Source organism: Paenibacillus sp. J22R232 (assembly GCF_056269165.1).
Genome location: NZ_JBWDNK010000001.1, coordinates 580,307 through 598,831, shown reverse-complemented (window position 1 = coordinate 598,831; position 18,525 = coordinate 580,307). Strand labels below are relative to the sequence as shown.

The 18,525-nt window shown below is 46.7% G+C and carries 15 protein-coding genes; all 15 read right to left on the bottom strand.

Annotation, left to right across the window (positions count from 1 at the left end; genetic code table 11):
• Window positions 1-84: 84 nt before the first annotated feature.
• Window positions 85-564: a dUTP diphosphatase gene (dut, locus tag AC0YN3_RS02915; RefSeq protein WP_475773607.1), complete on the bottom strand. Its 480-nt coding sequence runs from the start codon at window positions 562-564 to the stop codon at window positions 85-87.
• On the bottom strand, window positions 509-1,777 hold the full coding sequence (locus AC0YN3_RS02910; RefSeq protein ID WP_475773606.1) for a M16 family metallopeptidase: 1,269 nt from the start codon (window positions 1,775-1,777) through the stop codon (window positions 509-511). The genes dut and AC0YN3_RS02910 overlap by 56 nt, the downstream gene beginning before the upstream one ends.
• 125 nt (window positions 1,778-1,902) lie before the next feature.
• Entirely contained in the window at window positions 1,903-2,901 is a 999-nt protein-coding gene (locus tag AC0YN3_RS02905; protein WP_475773605.1) for a polysaccharide deacetylase family protein, read from the bottom strand.
• Window positions 2,902-3,106: 205 nt separating this feature from the next.
• The gene (gene pnp / locus AC0YN3_RS02900) at window positions 3,107-5,206 is read right to left on the bottom strand and encodes a polyribonucleotide nucleotidyltransferase (protein ID WP_475773604.1); all 2,100 of its coding nucleotides are present in this window, start codon (window positions 5,204-5,206) and stop codon (window positions 3,107-3,109) included.
• Window positions 5,207-5,356: 150 nt separating this feature from the next.
• A complete protein-coding gene (rpsO, locus tag AC0YN3_RS02895) occupies window positions 5,357-5,626 on the bottom strand; it encodes a 30S ribosomal protein S15 (protein WP_053375765.1) in 270 nt (89 codons plus the stop codon).
• A 206-nt stretch (window positions 5,627-5,832) separates the two neighbouring features.
• Complete coding sequence (locus tag AC0YN3_RS02890; RefSeq protein WP_475773603.1) at window positions 5,833-6,783, bottom strand: bifunctional riboflavin kinase/FAD synthetase; 951 nt, start codon at window positions 6,781-6,783, stop codon at window positions 5,833-5,835.
• A 43-nt stretch (window positions 6,784-6,826) separates the two neighbouring features.
• The gene (truB, locus tag AC0YN3_RS02885; protein WP_475773602.1) at window positions 6,827-7,741 is read right to left on the bottom strand and encodes a tRNA pseudouridine(55) synthase TruB; all 915 of its coding nucleotides are present in this window, start codon (window positions 7,739-7,741) and stop codon (window positions 6,827-6,829) included.
• 3 nt (window positions 7,742-7,744) lie between these two features.
• Window positions 7,745-8,734 carry a DHH family phosphoesterase gene (locus tag AC0YN3_RS02880; protein WP_475773601.1) on the bottom strand — a complete coding sequence of 330 codons (990 nt, stop codon included), beginning with the start codon at window positions 8,732-8,734 and terminating at the stop codon, window positions 7,745-7,747.
• Window positions 8,731-9,087 (bottom strand): 30S ribosome-binding factor RbfA, encoded by a 357-nt coding sequence (gene rbfA / locus AC0YN3_RS02875; protein ID WP_054028943.1) that lies wholly within the window; start codon window positions 9,085-9,087, stop codon window positions 8,731-8,733. Before rbfA ends, AC0YN3_RS02880 begins: the two co-directional genes overlap by 4 nt.
• 7 nt (window positions 9,088-9,094) lie before the next feature.
• Window positions 9,095-11,671 carry a translation initiation factor IF-2 gene (gene infB, locus AC0YN3_RS02870; RefSeq protein WP_475774274.1) on the bottom strand — a complete coding sequence of 859 codons (2,577 nt, stop codon included), beginning with the start codon at window positions 11,669-11,671 and terminating at the stop codon, window positions 9,095-9,097.
• A gap of 61 nt (window positions 11,672-11,732) precedes the next feature.
• Entirely contained in the window at window positions 11,733-12,065 is a 333-nt protein-coding gene (locus tag AC0YN3_RS02865; RefSeq protein ID WP_183561662.1) for a L7Ae/L30e/S12e/Gadd45 family ribosomal protein, read from the bottom strand.
• Window positions 12,052-12,366, bottom strand: a complete 315-nt coding sequence (rnpM, locus tag AC0YN3_RS02860) for an RNase P modulator RnpM (protein ID WP_364140393.1) — start codon at window positions 12,364-12,366, stop codon at window positions 12,052-12,054. Before rnpM ends, AC0YN3_RS02865 begins: the two co-directional genes overlap by 14 nt.
• Window positions 12,367-12,417: 51 nt before the next feature.
• Window positions 12,418-13,515: a transcription termination factor NusA gene (nusA, locus tag AC0YN3_RS02855; RefSeq protein ID WP_475773600.1), complete on the bottom strand. Its 1,098-nt coding sequence runs from the start codon at window positions 13,513-13,515 to the stop codon at window positions 12,418-12,420.
• Between the two features lie 39 nt (window positions 13,516-13,554).
• Window positions 13,555-14,016, bottom strand: coding sequence for a ribosome maturation factor RimP (gene rimP, locus AC0YN3_RS02850; protein ID WP_475773599.1), 462 nt, complete (start codon window positions 14,014-14,016; stop codon window positions 13,555-13,557).
• Window positions 14,017-14,185: 169 nt separating this feature from the next.
• A complete protein-coding gene (locus tag AC0YN3_RS02845) occupies window positions 14,186-18,493 on the bottom strand; it encodes a PolC-type DNA polymerase III (RefSeq protein ID WP_475773598.1) in 4,308 nt (1,435 codons plus the stop codon).
• Window positions 18,494-18,525 lie beyond the last annotated feature (32 nt).

Genomic DNA, 18,525 nt, shown 5'->3' with positions numbered 1-18,525 from the left:
CCCAGAGCGGGGTGAAAAATAAAAAAAGATCGGGCAAATAACCCGATCTTCTTTCTAGCTGGAACTTATATGCGATTGCTTCCTCTAGACGCCTGTATGACCAAAGCCGCCTGCGCCACGCACCGTTTCGGGAAGTACTTCTGCTTCGATAATGGACACCGCCGGCACGAGCTGAAATACCATTTGCGCGATACGCTCGCCACGTGTGATGGTAAATGCTTCCTGCCCCAAATTAACAAGCAGCACCTTCACTTCACCGCGATAATCGGCATCAATCGTGCCCGGTGAATTCAAGCAGGTTATGCCATGCTTATATGCCAAACCGCTCCGCGGCCTGATTTGCGCTTCAAGCTCTCCAGGCATGGCCATCGCAAATCCTGTAGGAATAAGCTTGCGCTCTCCTGGCTGCAGCTCGATGGATTCTTCAACAGCTGCCTGCAGGTCGAAGCCTGCCGCCCATTCGGACATTTTTTGCGGAATAGCAATATCCTCGTTTCCGGATAAACGCTTAAACTGTACCTGATACAAATTGATTCCTCCCCAGTTGCGCTGTTGCCTTATCATTCGAACCTACCATCGCTACGGAAAAAGGAACGGACAGCATTCGTTTCGTAACTTCAACCACATGCGACATCTCTACGGAATCGATGCGCTTCAGCAATTCATCCAACGTGTAATGCTGGCCTAACATCAGCTCGTTTTTGCCGAGACGGTTCATCCTGCTGCTTGTGCTCTCCAAACTCAAGATGAGGCTGCCTTTCAATTGCTCCTTGCCACGGTGCAGCTCATCCTCGCCTAACCCTTTGACAGATAGCTCATTAAGCTGTTCCATCGTCAAATCAAGCACGTCTTTGGTTTGTTTCGGTGCAGTACCCGCATATAACGTGAATAACCCGGTATCCGCGTAAGAAGTATGATAAGAGTAAACGGAATAGGCAAGGCCGCGCTTTTCCCTAATTTCCTGGAATAACCTGGAGCTCATGCCCCCTCCTAAAGCGTTGTTCAGCAGAATCATGGCATACAAATGAGAGTCCGTAATTGAGCAGCCCGGAAACGATATGCATAAATGATTTTGTTCTGTTTTCTTTTTATAGAACAGATAATCGCCATGGAAGGACGGTGCCGTCACGATAGCTGAAGCTGGCTTGCTATTGGTGAAGCTGCCGAAATGCTTTTCCAAAAGAGTAAGCAGACTCTGCTCTTCGACGTTGCCCGCAACACTGATCACGACATTCTCCAGCGTGTAGTTGTCATTCATATATCCGCGAAGCGTCTCCGAAGTCATCGCCGTCAACCGTTCCTCTAACCCCAAGATGGAGTACGCTAACGGATGGTCACCGAATGCAGCACGTGAGGCTTCGTCATGTACTTTATCGTCAGGAGTATCCTCGTACATCGATATTTCTTCAAGAATGACGTTCTTCTCCTTAGCCAGCTCCTCTGGATCGAGCTGCGAGTTGAAGAACATATCGGATAAAGCGTCAACCGCGAGCGGCAAATGCTCATCAAGCACTTTGGCGAAATAACAGGTGTATTCTTTGGAAGTAAACGCATTTACGTTGCCGCCAATGCCATCAAACAAGTCGGCAATGTCCTTTGACGTGCGCTTTTCTGTTCCTTTAAAGAGCATATGTTCAATAAAATGCGAAATCCCGTTGTTTTCCGGCGTCTCGTTTCTTGAGCCTGTTTTGACCCAAATGCCAAATGAAACCGATCTAACAGTCGGTATGTATTCAACAACAACGCGCAATCCGTTGCTCAGCATGTATTTGTTCATCAGTAGTCCTCCTTGTGTTTCGTTCGGCAAATCGAAATTTAGTCAATACCATAAAAAATTCGCCATACAAAACTCGAATCGTTTAACATGCTTTCTTGAACATGAATGTTTTTACTATAGCAGAATCAGCCGTCACCCTCAACAGCAGCGGGAATCCGTTTAGAAGAAAGCGTTTCGCTTACCGTTCCGATCACATACCCTTTTGCTTTTGCAGCCGTTATGATGCCTTGAAGCGCATCACGCGTCGTTGCTGTTGGGTGCATTAAGATCAGTGCTCCTGGCTCAAGCTTCGCGGCAATCTTTCTAATAACCGAATCAGCCGGCGGCTTCTGCCAATCGACTGTATCGAGCGTCCATAACACCGTCTTTAATCCCATCTCCTCGGCGATCTGGACGGTCATTTGGTTGTAGGAACCTGAAGGCGGAGCAAACCATTTGTTATTAACCTGTAGCTTTGTTTTCAAAAGCGCTTCTGTTTTTACGATTTGGTTATATTGCGACTGTCTGTTCAGTGCTTTCATATCTGGATGCGTATACGCATGATTGGACATCTCATGCCCTTCAGACTGAATGCGGGTTGCGAGCTCCACATTTTTGTATAACCAGCTTCCGTCCAGAAAAAAAGTTGCCTTTACGTTTTCTCTTTTCAGCGTGTTCAAAATGGAATCCATGAATTCATTGCCCCACGCCACATTAATCATGAGAGAGATCATCTTCTTATCGGGATTTCCTCGATAGATCGGATGCGGTCCCAAATCATTCAGCTTAATTTCTGGTTCGACTTCTCTGAAGACATATTGGATTGTTTCGGCAGGCAGCGCAAGCAAAGCGCCTTCCAATGTCTTTTCCACATCCACTTCCAAACCATTGTAACCTGGAATAGCTTTCCATACTCGGTCGATTCGTGCGTTTACTGGAGCAATCTTTAGCTTGTCAGCTTCTGCCTCGATGATCGCCAGCAAACGATCGCGCTCATTCGTTTTGTTATCTATGTTTGTTGTTGCTGTAACGTTGTTTTTATACTTAATTGTAGCCAAATACTTAGAAACATCCTCATTCATGCTTACCAGCGCAAGCACGAGCAGCATGCTTGCTGCAATCATCGCTGCCTTCCTCACCATCATTTCGTCCACTCCCATAAAAGTCCTAGCATGCCTTTTAAGCTTGACCTTAATCCAGCATGTTAATTCATATGTATGAATCATTGGACGAGTTTATGCAGCAGACCTTTGCTGTGAACGATTATGTAAGAAACAAAAAGCAAAAAAGAGCCAGATCGAATCTGTCTCTTTTCATATTTTACTTTTATGGACCGCTAAATAGAAATGTCTATTGCGGAGCAGCTTCAGTCGTCATCAACACTTTTGCAGACAAGTTAATTCGTCCTTGTTGATCGATTTCCGTTACTTTTACTTTAATTTGATCGCCGATGTTAACGACATCTTCCGTTTTGGCAACACGCTCAGTTGACAGTTGGGAAATATGGACCAGTCCATCTTTATTCGGTAGAATCTCTACGAAAGCACCGAACTTCTCAACGCGCTTAACAGTACCTAGGTAGATCTCACCAACGACGACCTCTTTCACGATACCTTCAATAATGGATTTGGCTTTTTGGTTCATTTCTTCATTAGAAGAAGCGATAAATACCATTCCATCCTGCTCGATATCGATTTTGACGCCTGTTTCTTCAATAATTTTGTTTATAATCTTGCCGCCGGCGCCGATTACATCACGGATTTTGTCCGGATTGATGCGAAGCGTCAATATTTTTGGAGCATATTTGGATAAGCTAGTCCGTGTTGTCGGCAGGCTTTCAAGCATTTTGCCAAGAATGAAAATACGTCCTTGACGGGCTTGCTCAAGTGATTGCTCTAATATTGCACGGTTAATGCCGGCAATCTTAATGTCCATTTGAATTGCCGTTACGCCTTCGGCTGTACCTGCAACCTTAAAGTCCATATCTCCAAGGTGGTCTTCCATCCCTTGAATATCCGACAAGATTGCGAAATGGTCACCATCTTTGATAAGTCCCATTGCAATACCCGCTACTGGAGCTTTGATCGGTACGCCTGCATCCATCATGGCTAGCGTGCTTGCACAAATACTTGCTTGCGAAGAGGAGCCATTCGATTCAAGCACCTCGGATACGAGGCGAATCGTGTAAGGGAATTCCGCCTCGGACGGGATAACCTTTGATAATGCTCTCTCGCCTAGTGCGCCATGTCCGATTTCGCGACGGCCTGGTGGACGTAGTGGGCGAGCTTCACCTACGCTAAATGGAGGGAAGTTGTAATGGTGCATAAAGCGTTTTGTTTCCTCTGGCGAGATGCCATCCAAAATTTGAACATCGCCCATTGCACCAAGCGTACAAATACTTAGCGCCTGAGTTTGTCCACGAGTAAACAAGCCAGTACCGTGCGTACGCGGAAGAATCGCAACATCACAATCGATTGGACGAATCTCATCAAGCGAACGACCATCCGGACGGATCTTGTCGTGTGAAATCAGACGACGAACTTCTTCCTTCACGATATCATAAAGCACTTCCTTGACATCAGATAGAAGCTCAGGCGTGTCGATATATTTTTCTTCAAAGTAGGCAACAGCCTCGCTATTTACCGCATCAATTGCCTCTTGGCGAGCATGCTTTTCTTCTACTTTAATCGCATCGACTAAACCAGCAGAAGCATATGCACGTACATCGGCATTCACTTGCTCATTGACTTTGCGCAGCTTAACTTCCATCTTCGGTTTGCCGGCAACAGCCTGCAATTCTTCGATTTTAGCTACGATTTTTTTGATTTCATCATGTCCGAACATGATCGCTTCTAGCATCACGGATTCAGAAACCTCGTTCGCCTCGGCTTCTACCATCATGATGGCATCTTTCGTACCGGCAACGACTACGAAAATATCCGTTTCTTGGCTTTGTTCAACGGTCGGGTTAATAATAAATTGACCGTTTATACGGCCCACGTTTACGCCGCCAATCGGACCGTCAAACGGAACATCGGAGATCGATAATGCCGCTGAAGTACCAATCATAGCTGCAATTTCAGGCGAGCAATCTTGATCAACGCTCATAACGATGTTCATCACTTGTACATCATTACGGAAGCCTTCTGGGAACAATGGACGAATGGGTCTATCTGTTAGTCGGCTCGACAGAATAGCCTTCTCGCTTGGACGGCCTTCGCGTTTAATGAATCCGCCTGGAATTTTGCCAACCGCATACAAACGCTCTTCATAGTTAACCGTTAGCGGAAAGAAATCCAAATCCTTCGGACCTGCAGAAGCTGTCACCGTACATAATACGACAGTATCACCATATTGCACGGTTACTGCAGCATTTGCTTGCTTTGCAAGACGGCCTGTTTCGATGGATAGCGGTCTTCCGCCTACTTCCATCTCAATTCGTTGTACCATTATATCCCTCCTATACGTTTCTATGTAGAATATTTTACTGCAATTCGCAGCTATTTATGGGTGTTTCCCTATTACAAAAAGCAACCCGAATCCGCTTATCCGTTATTCCCGGACGGCAGGACAACCAGGTTGCTTTTCATTACGCATAGTTTAGCGGCGTAGGCCGAGTTTTTCGATCAATGCGCTGTAACGTCTAACATCATTGTTTTTAAGGTATGCAAGCAGCTTACGGCGCTGACCTACCATCTTGAGCAAACCACGACGGGAATGATGATCTTTCTTGTGCTCCCGCAAATGTTGAGTCAAGTTAACGATGTTTTCAGTCAGGATAGCCACTTGAACTTCCGGAGAACCGGTATCAGTTGCATGTGTCTTATGCGTCTCAATCAGTTCGTTTTTACGTACTTGTGTAATTGCCATCCTAATTCACCTCCTTCTTGATAATCGCCATTAGCCACGAAGCCGTCGGTGAGAACGGACATCCAAGCTAAGGTTAAGTTAATGAATATTTCATACAAAGCGTATGACCACTCACAACGTTGTATAGTATAACATATATGTTGGACAATTGTCGAGAAGCATAACAGCGGTTCGCAATAATAATCGTCTCAATTGAAGCGAGAAACCTAATCGTTATACCCAAGTATCTGCTTCGCTTGTCTAGAATCGGTACTGATTTGTTCAATCAGCTCGGTGATCGACTCAAACTTTTTCTCTGACCTAATAAATGAAATAAATTGCAAACGCAGCTGCTCGTCATAGATGTCGCTGTTAAAGTCGAACAAATGAGCTTCCATCACGGGCTGCAGACCGTCCTTGTTAAAGGTTGGCTTCAGTCCATAATTCAAAACACCGGAATAAGCTTTGCCGCCTACCCAAGCAGTAACCGCATAAACGCCTAAACGTGGCGTTATATAAGGTGCCGTTATCTGGAGGTTTGCAGTCGGGAAACCGATAGTCCGACCTCTTTTATCTCCATGTACGACATTGCCGGTTACTTCATAAGGACGTCCGAGCAAGCGTTCCGCCAGCTCGATCTCCCCTTGCTCCAATGCTTCGCGTATATAAGTACTGCTAACTTTAATCCCATTCTCGAATAAAGGCTCAATGACCTCGACAGAAATATCGGGTTGCCCCAGTTTTATCAGGGCTTCAGAATTGCCGAGTCCTTTATGTCCAAAATTAAAATCAAAACCCACTACGACATGTTTGGCACGCAGTGTACGCAGCACCTCAGCTACGAAACGCTCTGGCGAGACAGAAGCGAATTCCTTATCGAATCTCATAATAAAAACCAGGTCCACTCCAAGCTCGGCAAATAAAGCAGTCTTTGCATCAAGTGGCGTTAGACAACGATAATATTGATCGCCTTGACCGAGTACTTCCTTCGGATGCGGATCAAATGTTAAAACCGCCGATAGCATATCAGAGCCCTTTGCTTCATTAACCGCCTGGCGAATGACGTTTTGATGACCGCGATGGACACCGTCAAAATGGCCGATTGCTATGGAAAGCGGTTTGTCCAGCGATAACATGGACAAACCGTTTAAAGGGAAACTTAATGGAATTATTTCCAACGCTGAAACACCTGCATTTCCTATTAGCTTTCTAGATCATTAATTATGCTGAAAAAACTTTAATCGGCTTGAAAACTGCAGAAACACAGTCAATCTGGAAAATGCCCAGAAAAGAACCATGCTCATTATAAAGACGAACTAGCTGCTCATTCTGCAAATGGTCCAAATTGATATCAGAGTGGGCAAGCCCTACCTTCTGCCCCATTAAAGCTAGCCGGCCAATAGATTCAGAAACGCTTGCGCGCTCCAAATGCGTAATCGCTTCATCAGCGGGAATCAGATGATCATTCAACTGTCCTGCTTGCTGCAAAGCCTCAATTTGTTCAAGCGTCAGGCAGCTATCCTTCGTAATGCCGCCAGACATCGTTCTTGTCAGGTGCGCCATCGCTGCGGGAACACCTAGCGCTTTGCCGATGTCCACGCATAAGGTGCGGATATATGTACCTTTGGAGCACACGACAGAAAAAGTAACTCGTGGTTGCTCAAGCTCAAGCTGAAAATCAAGAAGGTTAATTTCATGAATCGTAACCTTCCGAGACTTCCGTTCTACCGTTTTGCCTTCTCTAGCAAGCTCATATAGACGCTTGCCGTCAATTTTAACGGCAGAATACATGGGTGGTACTTGGTCGATCTCGCCGATGAAACGTGCCAAAGCTTGACGAACCTCAGCTTCTGTTACCGATACCGACGCGTGGCTTTCGATCACCGTGCCGGTTAAATCCTCCGTATCGGTTGCGATTCCAAGCTGCAGTACTGCTTCATAAGATTTCGGACGCTCCTGCACGTATTCAACGACTCTCGTTGCACGTCCTAGACATAAAGGCAATACGCCTGTGACCATAGGATCAAGCGTGCCTGCATGTCCGATTCGCTTCATCTTTAACACTCGGCGAACTTTAGCGACCACATCGTGGGAAGTCCAGCCTTCGGGCTTCCAAACTGCCAAAATGCCGTCCATCGATTAAACCAACGCCTTTCTCACTGCTTCCACTAACACGGCAATCGAAGTTGGTAAAGAGCCTTCCAGACGACAGCCTGCCGCCCGAACATGGCCTCCGCCACCGAATTGCTGCGCAATTGCAGCTACATTGGCTTTACCGGCTGAGCGTATGCTCGCTTTAACTGCACCATCTTCTGTTTCTTTGAACAAAATACCTACTTCAACCCCATCGACGTTCAACGCGTAATTCACAATTCCCTCGAGATCCTCAGGAACAGCGCCAGTTTCGCGAAGATCGTCCTTCCCGATATATACCCAGCCGATTTCCTGGTTATCTGAGAACGTAAGTCGATTCAATGCTAATTGCAGCAGCTTTAGTTTGGCTCTTGTCATTTTCTCAAGCAGATGGTCTGCTAGTTCATTGCCCGATACTCCTAATGCAAGAAGCTGCGAAGCAATCTCCATGACACGCGGACTCGTATTGGAATAACGGAAGCCGCCTGTATCGGTTAATAATCCGGTATAGATAGCGGTTCCGCAGTCCAGATCGCAAGCGATCCCCGCTCTTTCTATCAAATCAAACAAGATTTCAACTGTAGCTGCTGCTTCTGCACGAATGACATTGACTGTGCCAAATCCGTTATTGGTCGGATGATGATCGATATTGAGCAGCTTTGCATCTGGTGCAAAGCTGCCCGAAACCTCACCGATCCGTTTGAAATCAGCGCAGTCAATGGAAATCACCGCATCGAATTTCCGTTCAGGAATGGCATTCTTATAATGAACAATGGAATTAAATTGATTCAGGAAGCTAAGCCGCGAGGGCAGCTCGCTTTCATTTATCATGACAAAGGTTTTACCCAGCTTTTCAAGAAGCCAGCCTATAACGACAGTGGAGCTTATCGCATCCCCATCAGGCTGAACATGAGAAACAACCAGAAAATCATCGTTGGTTCTCATGAATGCCAGCGCTGCATCGAGCTCATTTGAATAGCTGCCTTGTTCCATCATCGAGCCGAATTTCCGTTGTTGATATTTTCAAGCAAAGCCTCGATTCGGCTGCCGTATTCAATACTGCTGTCAAACTTAAACAGCAATACCGGCGTATGGCGAAGTCGCATGCGCTTGCCAAGCTCTGTGCGGATAAACCCTGTTCCGCTAGCAAGTGCTTTAAGCGTTGCTTCCTTCTGCTCTTCGCTGCCAAGTACACTTAAATATACTTTTGCTTGAGAAAGATCGCTTGACGTTTCTACTCCTGTAACGGTAATAAAACCGATTCTTGGATCTTTAAGCTCAGTCTGTATAATCTGGCTTAGCTCTTTTTTAATTTGTTCGCCAACCCGTCCTACCCGGATTTTTGCCATACTATACTCACCTCTCTACTGATTCCATGACAAACGCTTCAATCGTATCGCCTTCACGAACATCGTTGTAGCGATCTAGCGTTATACCGCACTCGTAGCCCTGCGCAACTTCCTTCGCATCGTCCTTGAAACGTTTCAAGGAATCGATTTTGCCCGTAAAGACTACAATGCCGCCGCGAATCAAACGTGCTTCTGCGGAACGCGTGATTTTACCGGAAGTAATCATACAGCCTGCAATTGCGCCAACCTTCGTCACTTTAAATACGCTACGAACCTCAGCGTGGCCGATTACGACTTCTTTGAAGATTGGATCAAGCATGCCTTTCATTGCCTGTTCGATTTCATCGATTACGTTATAAATAACGCGGTGCATACGAACATCGACTTTTTCTTGGGCAATCGTAGCTTCTGCTTGCGGATCAGGTCTAACGTTAAAGCCGATAACGATCGCATTCGATGCGGATGCCAAGATAATATCGGACTCCGTAATCGCTCCGACGCCGCTGTGAATGATCTTAACGCGAACGCCTTCGATATCGATTTTGGCTAACGAGCCTTTAAGTGCTTCGGATGACCCTTGAACGTCGGACTTGATAATAACGTTCAGGTCTTTAATTTCACCATCTTTGATGTGGTTATACAGATCATCAAGCGTTACGCGCGTGTTAGCGCCCATATCCGATTGACGTTGTTTAATCGAACGGCGGTCAGCGATTGCGCGAGCTTTGCGCTCATCCTCAAACACCATGAACGGATCCCCAGCTTGCGGAACTTCAGTTAATCCTGTAATTTCCACCGGAGTTGAAGGACCTGCTTCTTTTAAACGGCGGCCTTTGTCGTTAACCATTGCTCTAATACGGCCGAAACAGTTGCCGGCTACGAAAGCATCTCCGATTTTCAATGTTCCGTGTTGAACGAGGATACGAGCAACTGGACCTTTTCCTTTATCGAGCTCGGCTTCGATAACCGTTGCTCTTGCACGCTTATCAGGGTTCGCTTTGTAGTCGTTAACTTCAGCAACAAGCAGAATCATCTCAAGCAAACCTTCAAGACCAATTCTTTGCTTTGCGGAAACCTCGACGAAAATCGTATCGCCGCCCCACTCTTCCGGAACAAGCTCATATTCAGTCATTTCTTGCTTGATTTTTTCTGTGTTCGCTTCTGGCTTATCGATTTTGTTAACCGCTACGATAATAGGAACACCGGCAGCTTTGGCATGATTGATCGCTTCAACCGTTTGAGGCATAATGCCATCATCGGCTGCGACAACAATAATCGTAATATCGGTAACCTGTGCACCGCGCGCACGCATAAGCGTAAACGCTTCGTGACCCGGTGTATCTAGGAAAGTAATTTTCTTGTGGTTGATTTCGACTTGGTACGCGCCAATGTGCTGCGTAATACCGCCTGCTTCTCCACCAGTAACGTTTGTTTGACGAATTGCATCAAGCAGAGTCGTTTTACCATGGTCAACGTGACCCATAATGGTAACAACTGGAGGACGTGATACTAAATCTTCATCCTCGTCTGATTCCTCAACCGTTTCGAAGGAATCTTCCTCAACAGGAATTTTCACTTCTACTTCAACGCCGTAATCAGTAGCGATCAAATGAATCGCATCCATGTCGATCTCTTGGTTGATAGTAGCCATAACGCCTAAGAAGATTAGCTTCTTAATAACTTCTGAAGCATCCTTATGAAGCAATTTCGCAAGTTCGCCGACAGTCATCGTACCGCGAACGATAATTTTTTTCGGTGTATTGTCAATTTTCTCGCGTGGCGGCTGTTGTTGGAACTTGCCACCGCGGCCTTTTTGTCCGCCACGACCGTTATTGCCTCTGAAGCCGCCTGGCTTGCCGTCTTCAAATCTTTTCTGGCCTGGTCTTGCATTTCTGTTGTCGTTTCCGCGTGCTTGCCCTTGTGCCGGCTTGGAGTCAAAACGGCTTTGGCCGGATGGAGCAGGACGGCTTGGAGCATCTTGGCGCGGTGCGCTAGGACGACCAGCTGAACTGCCTTGTCCGCTTTGCGGTGGACGACTCGGTCCTCCAGATGATGGACGGTTGCCTTGTCCGCCTTGACCTTGCCCTGGACGACTGGAGCTGCCTTGTGAAGGACGGCTGCCCTGTCCGCTTTGAGCTGGACGGCTGGAGTTATTGCTGCCTTGTGAAGGGCGGCTGGAATTGCTGCTCTGTGCTGGACGATTATTGCTGGATGCTTGCGCTGGACGGCTTGTTTGTTGTCCGGCTGGTCGTTGTTCGGATTGTTGCTCTGTGGTTTGTGGTTTCGTATTAATAGAATTCATAGGCCCCTGTCTGTCTTGCGTAGTATTTTTATTTTCCTGAATCAATTGCGGCTTCCGTTCCTGCTGCTGCGGCTGCTGCGATTGCGGCTTGTTGGCAGTAGGCTGCGCGGAGGAAACCGAGACGTTCGTTGTTTCCTGCGCGCGTTTGACGGCAGCGTTTTGTTTGATATTGCGAAAAAATCCTTCGACTTTGTTTACCATTTCATTTTCCATAACACTCATATGGTTATTAACTGGCAAATCCAGTCTTTTTAGAATCGTAATAATTTCTTTGCTGCTCATATTAAGTGACTTGGCATACTCGTAAACGCGCAGCTTATCTTTATTATCCTTGCTGTCTTGTTTATTGTCCAATATGATCCACCTCCGTATTATGGCTCAGATGACTCGCAATCATTTTTCCGAACTGCATATCGGTTACCGCAAGCACAACCCGTTCTGGCTTACCAATCGCCCTACCTAGTTGCTCACGATCGAATGCTTCGGCGAGTTGTATTCCGTAGGTGTTGCATTTGTCACGAAATTTTTTCTTCGTATTGTCTGAAGCATCTCCTGCGATGATAACGAGAAATGCTTGTTTGTTTCTGACGGCTTTGAGGACGATTTCGTCCCCCGTAATCAGCTTTCCCGCACGCATCGCCATGCCAAGCTGTGATAAGCTTTTATTCTGCTTCATCGCTTATCAGCTCCTTATTCGCGATAAACTGCTCCTCTACCGCTACGAAATCCTGCTCAAGCTGGTCATAGATATGTTCTCCAACATGCTGCTTCAACGCTCGATCGAGCGCTTTGGATTTTTTCGCCAGTTTAAAACAGCTCACTTTGCCGCATAAATACGCACCGCGTCCAGCTTTTTTGCCTGTCAGGTCAATCTGCACCTCTTCGGCCGGTGTCCGCACAATCCGGATGAGTTCCTTCTTCGGTTTCATGTCCTGACAAGCGACGCATTTGCGAAGCGGTACTTTTCTCGGTCTCATTGCACACCCCTCCTCTGCCAGCTGAATTGACGCTATAGTTGCCGAAACGGATTAATCGATGGATACCGAATCCTGGTGCATAATGGTAGTCAACGATTTCGGACGGCCATATTCTTGCTCCGCTTGCGTTTCGCTTTTAATATCGATCTTCCAGCCAGTCAGCTTAGCTGCCAGCCTTGCATTCTGACCCTTGATGCCGATTGCAAGCGAAAGCTGGTAATCAGGAACGATTACCCGCGCCATTTTCTCTTGTTCGAATACGATAACTTCGAGCACCTTCGATGGGCTTAGTGCATTCGCAACATACTCATCCACGCTTTCAGACCAACGAACGATATCGATTTTTTCGCCTTTAAGCTCGTTTACGATCGTCTGAACGCGCAGTCCTTTTTGACCGACGCATGATCCTACCGGATCAACTTCGGTATTGCGGGAATGAACCGCAATTTTGGAGCGGAAGCCTGCTTCGCGGGCAACCGAGCGAATTTCTACGACGCCGTCATATATTTCGGGCACTTCAAGCTCGAACAAGCGTTTAAGCAAGCCCGGGTGCGTACGGGATAAAATAATTTGAGGACCCTTAGTCGTATTCTCCACTTTCGTGATGTAAGACTTTACGCGATCGCCGTGCTTAAACTTATCGGTAGGCATAAGCTCAGTAAGCGGCAGTACCGCCTCTACCTTGCCAAGATCCACAAACAAATTGCGGACATCCTGACGCTGAACGATACCGTTAACGATATCTTCCTCTTTATCGATAAATGCGTTATAGATCAGTCCGCGCTCAGCTTCGCGAATGCGCTGCGTTACGACCTGCTTGGCGGTTTGGGCAGCAATACGCCCGAAATCGCGCGGCGTAACCTCAATATCCGCAATATCATCGATTTGATAATGCGGGTTGATTTCGCGAGATGCCTCGACCGTGATTTCAAGACGCGGGTCAAGCACTTCGTCGACAACCGTTTTGCGCGCATAAACTTTAATTACGCCAGTATGGCGGTTAATGTCAACGCGCACATTCTGCGCGGTGTTAAAATTTCTTTTGTAGCTGGAGATAAGCGCAGCCTCAATCGCTTCAAGGAGAACATCCTTCGAGATTCCCTTGTCTCTTTCTATTTCTTGTAACGCTTCAATAAAATCCATGCTCATTGGACTGAATTTCCCCCTTTCAATATAAAAAGCGAATATTTAGAATACGATAGCCAGTCTAGCTCCGGCTACCTTATCGTAAGGAATCGTATACTCCTTCTTGCCGGTTTGAACGATCGCATTTACCCCGTCAAACGCAAGCAGCAGCCCCTCAAATTCTTTAGCGCCGCTGATCGGTTCATATGTCGTTATGTAAACGTGTTTACCGATAGCTTTACGAACATCCTCTTCCTTCCTAAGCGGTCTTTCTGCTCCGGGGGAGGAAACCTCAAGGAAATAAACGTCGGTAATCGGATCGTTTTTATCCAGCTCTTCGCCCATGAATTCGCTAATACGGCCGCAATCATCAATATCGATGCCGCCTTCTTTATCCACGAATATACGAAGGAAATAATTGCTTCCTTCTTTCACATACTCAATATCAACCAGTTCAAATCCATTGCTGCTGAGGTATGGCAGAGCCATTTCTTGGACAGCGGCTTTGATTTTGGATGTACTCAAATTCTGTTGACCTCCTGTTTATACGCACTATGCCATTTTGCCGTTTACAAAACGTAAAGAGTGGGTTTCCCCACTCTTCTGCATCAAAGTCTTTATCATCATCATTGCCAGAAAAATTATAACATAACCGCACTATAGTGACAAGAAATCTTTTCTATTGAAACCGATTCTAGAACAAGGAAAGCTGGTTGGATTCAGGTAAACCACGGAAGCAGCCCATGCTTCCAAGTACCTCGATAATCGTCTTGGTTGCCTTGGATTTCATCTGGAAATCTTCAATTGACAGGTATTCGCCTTCATTCCTTGAAGCAGCAATATTGCGTGCCGCATTATCTCCGATACCGGCGATCGCCGCGAATGGCGGAATTAAAGAATCACCATCTACCTGAAACTTCGTAGCATCTGAGCGGTAAAGGTCAATCGGCTTAAAGGAGAAGCCGCGAGCCGTCATTTCGAGCGACATTTCGAGCTGGGAAACCATGTTCTTCTCTTTCGGCAGCGCATTGAATCCTTTTGCTTCGATCTCGATCAGCTTTCGCAATATCGCATCGTAGCCTTGGCATAGCAGCTCCAAATCAAAGTCATCCGCTCTTACCGTGAAGTAAGTCGCATAATATTCAATCGGATGATAAAGCTTGAAGAAAGCTGTACGTACAGCGGAAATAACATAAGCGGCAGCATGTGCTTTCGGGAACATATACTCAATGCGCAGGCAGGAGTCTATGTACCACTGGGGTACTTTACAGCGCTTCATCTCATCTATCCACTCTGGAGTAAGTCCCTTCCCCTTACGTACGCTTTCCGTAATTTTGAAAGCAAGGCCTGCATCCATACCAGCTTTGTAGATGAGGAACAGCATGATGTCATCCCTACACCCAATAACCGTCTTGATGTTGCAAGTGCCTTTCTTAATTAGCTCTTGTGCGTTACCCAGCCATACGCCAGTACCGTGAGACAAACCGGAAATTTGAAGCAAATCCGCAAAAGAAGACGGCTGCGTTTCCTGAAGCATCTGTCTTACGAATTTGGTCCCCATTTCCGGTACGCCATATGTGGCTACCGATGATCGGATTCGCTCGCCCGGGATGTTGAGTGCCGCCGTAGAGTTGAACATGCTCATCACTTTCGGATCATTCATCGGAATGCTAATCGGATCAACGCCTGTCAAATCCTGAAGCATCCGCATCATGGTCGGATCATCATGTCCCAGTATATCGAGCTTAAGCAAGTTTTCATCGAAGGCATGGTAATCAAAATGCGTCGTTTTCCACTCAGCGTTAACATCGTCTGCCGGGAACTGAACAGGAGTAATATCCTCTACCTCGATGTAGTCGGGAACGACGACAATTCCCCCTGGATGCTGCCCTGTGCTGCGTTTTACGCCCGTGCATCCGCTAGCAAGCCTAGCGAGCTCTGCTCCCCGCCATTTCTTGTTATGCTCCTCTTCATACTTCTTAGTGAAGCCATATGCCGTCTTCTCAGCCACCGTTCCGATCGTTCCTGCCCGGAATACCGCTTTCTCACCGAACATTATTTTCGTGAAGTTATGGGCAATCGGCTGATAGTCGCCAGAGAAGTTAAGATCGATATCGGGAACTTTATCGCCCTTAAATCCAAGAAAGGTTTCGAACGGAATATCTTGTCCTTCGCCCTTCATCGGTTTTCCGCAATTCGGACATAATTTATCCGGAAGGTCAAAGCCGCTCGGTATGCTGCCGTCTAGAAACCATTCACTGTGGCGGCAATCCGAATTTTTGCAAAGGTAATGAGCTGGCAGCGGATTAACCTCGGAGATGCCAAGAAACGTCGCCACGACCGATGAGCCTACGGATCCCCTCGAGCCAACCAAATAACCGTCCGCATTAGACTTTTTGACCAGCTTCTCCGATATCAAGTAGTTCGCGGAAAATTTAAATTTGATAATAGGAATAAGTTCTTTCTCCAACCGATCAATGACCACCTGCGGCAGGTTTTCGCCATACATGGACTTCGCCGTTTCATAGCAGGTATTGCGGATTTCATCATCCGCTCCTTCGATATCCGGGGCAAACAAGCCTTTTGGGAACATATCGAAAGGTTCAAAACGCTCTGCAAGCTCTACCGTATTGGTAATAACGACTTCGCGGGCTTTTGCGTCTCCCAAGAAAGCAAATTCCTCCAGCATTTCCTCTGTTGTCCGAAAATGAGCGTCGGGCTTGCGTATGCTTTTAAGCGGGCTAAAGCCTGTAATACCATGAATCGTTATATCGCGGTACATTTTGTCCCGAGGATTCAAGTAATGGACGTTTCCTGTCGCAATCACCGGCTTGCCCAGCTCGTCCCCGATTTGGCAAACCCGGCGATGGGCTTGCTCAATCTCTGCACGGCTGCCGACGAGACCTTTCTCAACAAGGTGCATGTAGAAATCAATTGGCTGGATTTCGAGAACATCATAGAAACGAGCAACCTCCAGCGCTTCTTCATAGGACTTGTTCAGAACGGTTTCAAAAAATTCGCCCTTCTCGCAGCCTGATATGACAAGCAAGCCTTCACGGTGCTCGGTAAGCTTCGTCTTTGGAATCGTTGCAACACGCTTGAAGTGTTCCGTATGGGATAAAGAAATAAGCTTAAATAAATTTTTCTTGCCGACTGCATTCAGAGCATAGACATTGCTATGAAACGGCCTGGAGTTCGATAAATCAATTCCGACATAATCATTAAGCTGGTGTAGATTCGTAATATTCCGTTCTGCCGCATCGGCAATCAAGCCGTACAGCACACCGCCGAGAGCAAGAGAGTCATCTACTGCACGGTGATGGTTTTCAAGGCTGACCTTGTACTTATCCGCCAACGTATTCAAACGGTGATTCTTGAGCGACGGATATATAAACCTGGCGAGTTCAAGGGTATCCAGAACCGGATTTTTCACCTCTGGCATGCCAAATGACTTGCAGTTCGCTTGAATAAACCCGATATCAAATCGCGCATTATGTGCAACGAGCACATCATCGCCAATAAAGGTAATAAATTCGCGAAGCATAGGCTCAATTTCCGGCTGTCCTTTGACCATATCGTCATTAATATTGGTCAATTGCTGAATATGGTAAGGAATTTTCTCGTGCGGGTCGATCAGCGTCGAGAACCGATCGATTTCTTTGCCATCGCGCATCTTAACGCCGGCTAGCTCTATGATTTTGTTATTGATAACGGACAAGCCCGTCGTCTCGATATCAAAAACGATATAAGTAGCCGTTGCCAGCGGCTCCGGTCTGGATTGCAATACCATGGGAACAGCATCGTTAACGATATTGGCTTCCACGCCGAACAGCACTTTAATCCCGTGTTTTTTGGCTGATTTATTAGCATCCGGGTAACATTGAACATTGCTATGGTCCGTAACCGCTATCGCCTGATGACCCCATTTGGCTGCAGTCTTGATGTACGTATCCACGGGTGTAACTGCGTCCATGGCGCTCATTGTCGTGTGCAGATGAAATTCAACCCGTTTTTCTTCCGCTTTGTCCATGCGGTCAGGTGGTGATTTGACTTCATGCAGGTCATTCGGCATCATGACTAGCTCCGGCTCCTGCATGAAACGATCGTATTCGATTCTGCCCCGTGCCTTCACCCATTTGCCATTGGCGAGCTGGTTGAGTATTTTCACGTCATCCTTCGTCTTTGCAAACATTTTCATTGCAATCGAATCGCTGAAATCGGTGACGTTAAAGGTAAACAAAGTACTGCCGTTGCGAAGCTCTTTCACATCCAGGCCAAAAACTGAGCCTTGAACGGTAATTTTCTTTTCTTCCTCGACAATATTCATCAATGGTACTGGCTCTTCGCGAATATCGTAGCCCACCGCAAGCCTAATTTCAGACTCGTCAACAAGATCAGATTCCGCTTGCGAGCTTGCCATGAGTTCTTGCACGTATTCTCGTTCTTCTTGCACAATCTTGAGTGCGTATTCATCCAGAATGTCCTGCCTAGACTCGCTAATAATCATCTTGACCTTGCAGGAACGCTGGAAATACTGATTGTAAAAGCGAATAATTTCATCATCAAGGCGTTTTTTTCTAGCAAGCTCCAATCCCGTGTTGTCCAAAAGGGACAAAGTCAACGTATCGCCTTCAACCGCAATCGTCGCTTTTTGAAGCCAACCGTTAACGGAGGCAATCTCGCGCTGTGCCCATTCCATGAACAAACCCCAATATTGCGTAACGATTGATTCTGTTTCTACGACTTCGTCATAAATGAGAATAAACTTGACCTCGGCAATATGCTCGAATTTTATGCGGGCAGCCTGGCAAAGGCCATTGTAGGCCTGTAAAGGAACCATGGACGTTTTGCGTATGCAAAACGTCCATTCACGATTACTGTTGCTAACTATAACCTGCTCGATATATCCATCTTGGAAATAGGTTTGTATAAGTTCTTTCGGCAGCCCCGACTGCTGCAATAGCATCTCGAAGCGCTGCCGATTATCTGCGGTTTGGCCCAAAAAAATCAACCCCTTAAGATCCGAACCGAACT

Excerpts from the sequence above, each read along its gene's own strand:
- dut (WP_475773607.1), bottom strand. The coding sequence starts at position 564 with ATGATAAGGCAACAGCGCAACTGGGGAGGAATCAATTTGTATCAGGTA.
- AC0YN3_RS02910 (WP_475773606.1), bottom strand. The coding sequence starts at position 1,777 with ATGAACAAATACATGCTGAGCAACGGATTGCGCGTTGTTGTTGAATAC.
- AC0YN3_RS02905 (WP_475773605.1), bottom strand. The coding sequence starts at position 2,901 with ATGATGGTGAGGAAGGCAGCGATGATTGCAGCAAGCATGCTGCTCGTG.
- pnp (WP_475773604.1), bottom strand. The coding sequence starts at position 5,206 with ATGGTACAACGAATTGAGATGGAAGTAGGCGGAAGACCGCTATCCATC.
- rpsO (WP_053375765.1), bottom strand. The coding sequence starts at position 5,626 with ATGGCAATTACACAAGTACGTAAAAACGAACTGATTGAGACGCATAAG.
- truB (WP_475773602.1), bottom strand. The coding sequence starts at position 7,741 with ATGGACGGCATTTTGGCAGTTTGGAAGCCCGAAGGCTGGACTTCCCAC.
- AC0YN3_RS02880 (WP_475773601.1), bottom strand. The coding sequence starts at position 8,734 with ATGATGGAACAAGGCAGCTATTCAAATGAGCTCGATGCAGCGCTGGCA.
- rbfA (WP_054028943.1), bottom strand. The coding sequence starts at position 9,087 with ATGGCAAAAATCCGGGTAGGACGGGTTGGCGAACAAATTAAAAAAGAG.
- infB (WP_475774274.1), bottom strand. The coding sequence starts at position 11,671 with ATGAGCAGCAAAGAAATTATTACGATTCTAAAAAGACTGGATTTGCCA.
- AC0YN3_RS02865 (WP_183561662.1), bottom strand. The coding sequence starts at position 12,065 with ATGAAGCAGAATAAAAGCTTATCACAGCTTGGCATGGCGATGCGTGCG.
- rnpM (WP_364140393.1), bottom strand. The coding sequence starts at position 12,366 with ATGAGACCGAGAAAAGTACCGCTTCGCAAATGCGTCGCTTGTCAGGAC.
- nusA (WP_475773600.1), bottom strand. The coding sequence starts at position 13,515 with ATGAGCATGGATTTTATTGAAGCGTTACAAGAAATAGAAAGAGACAAG.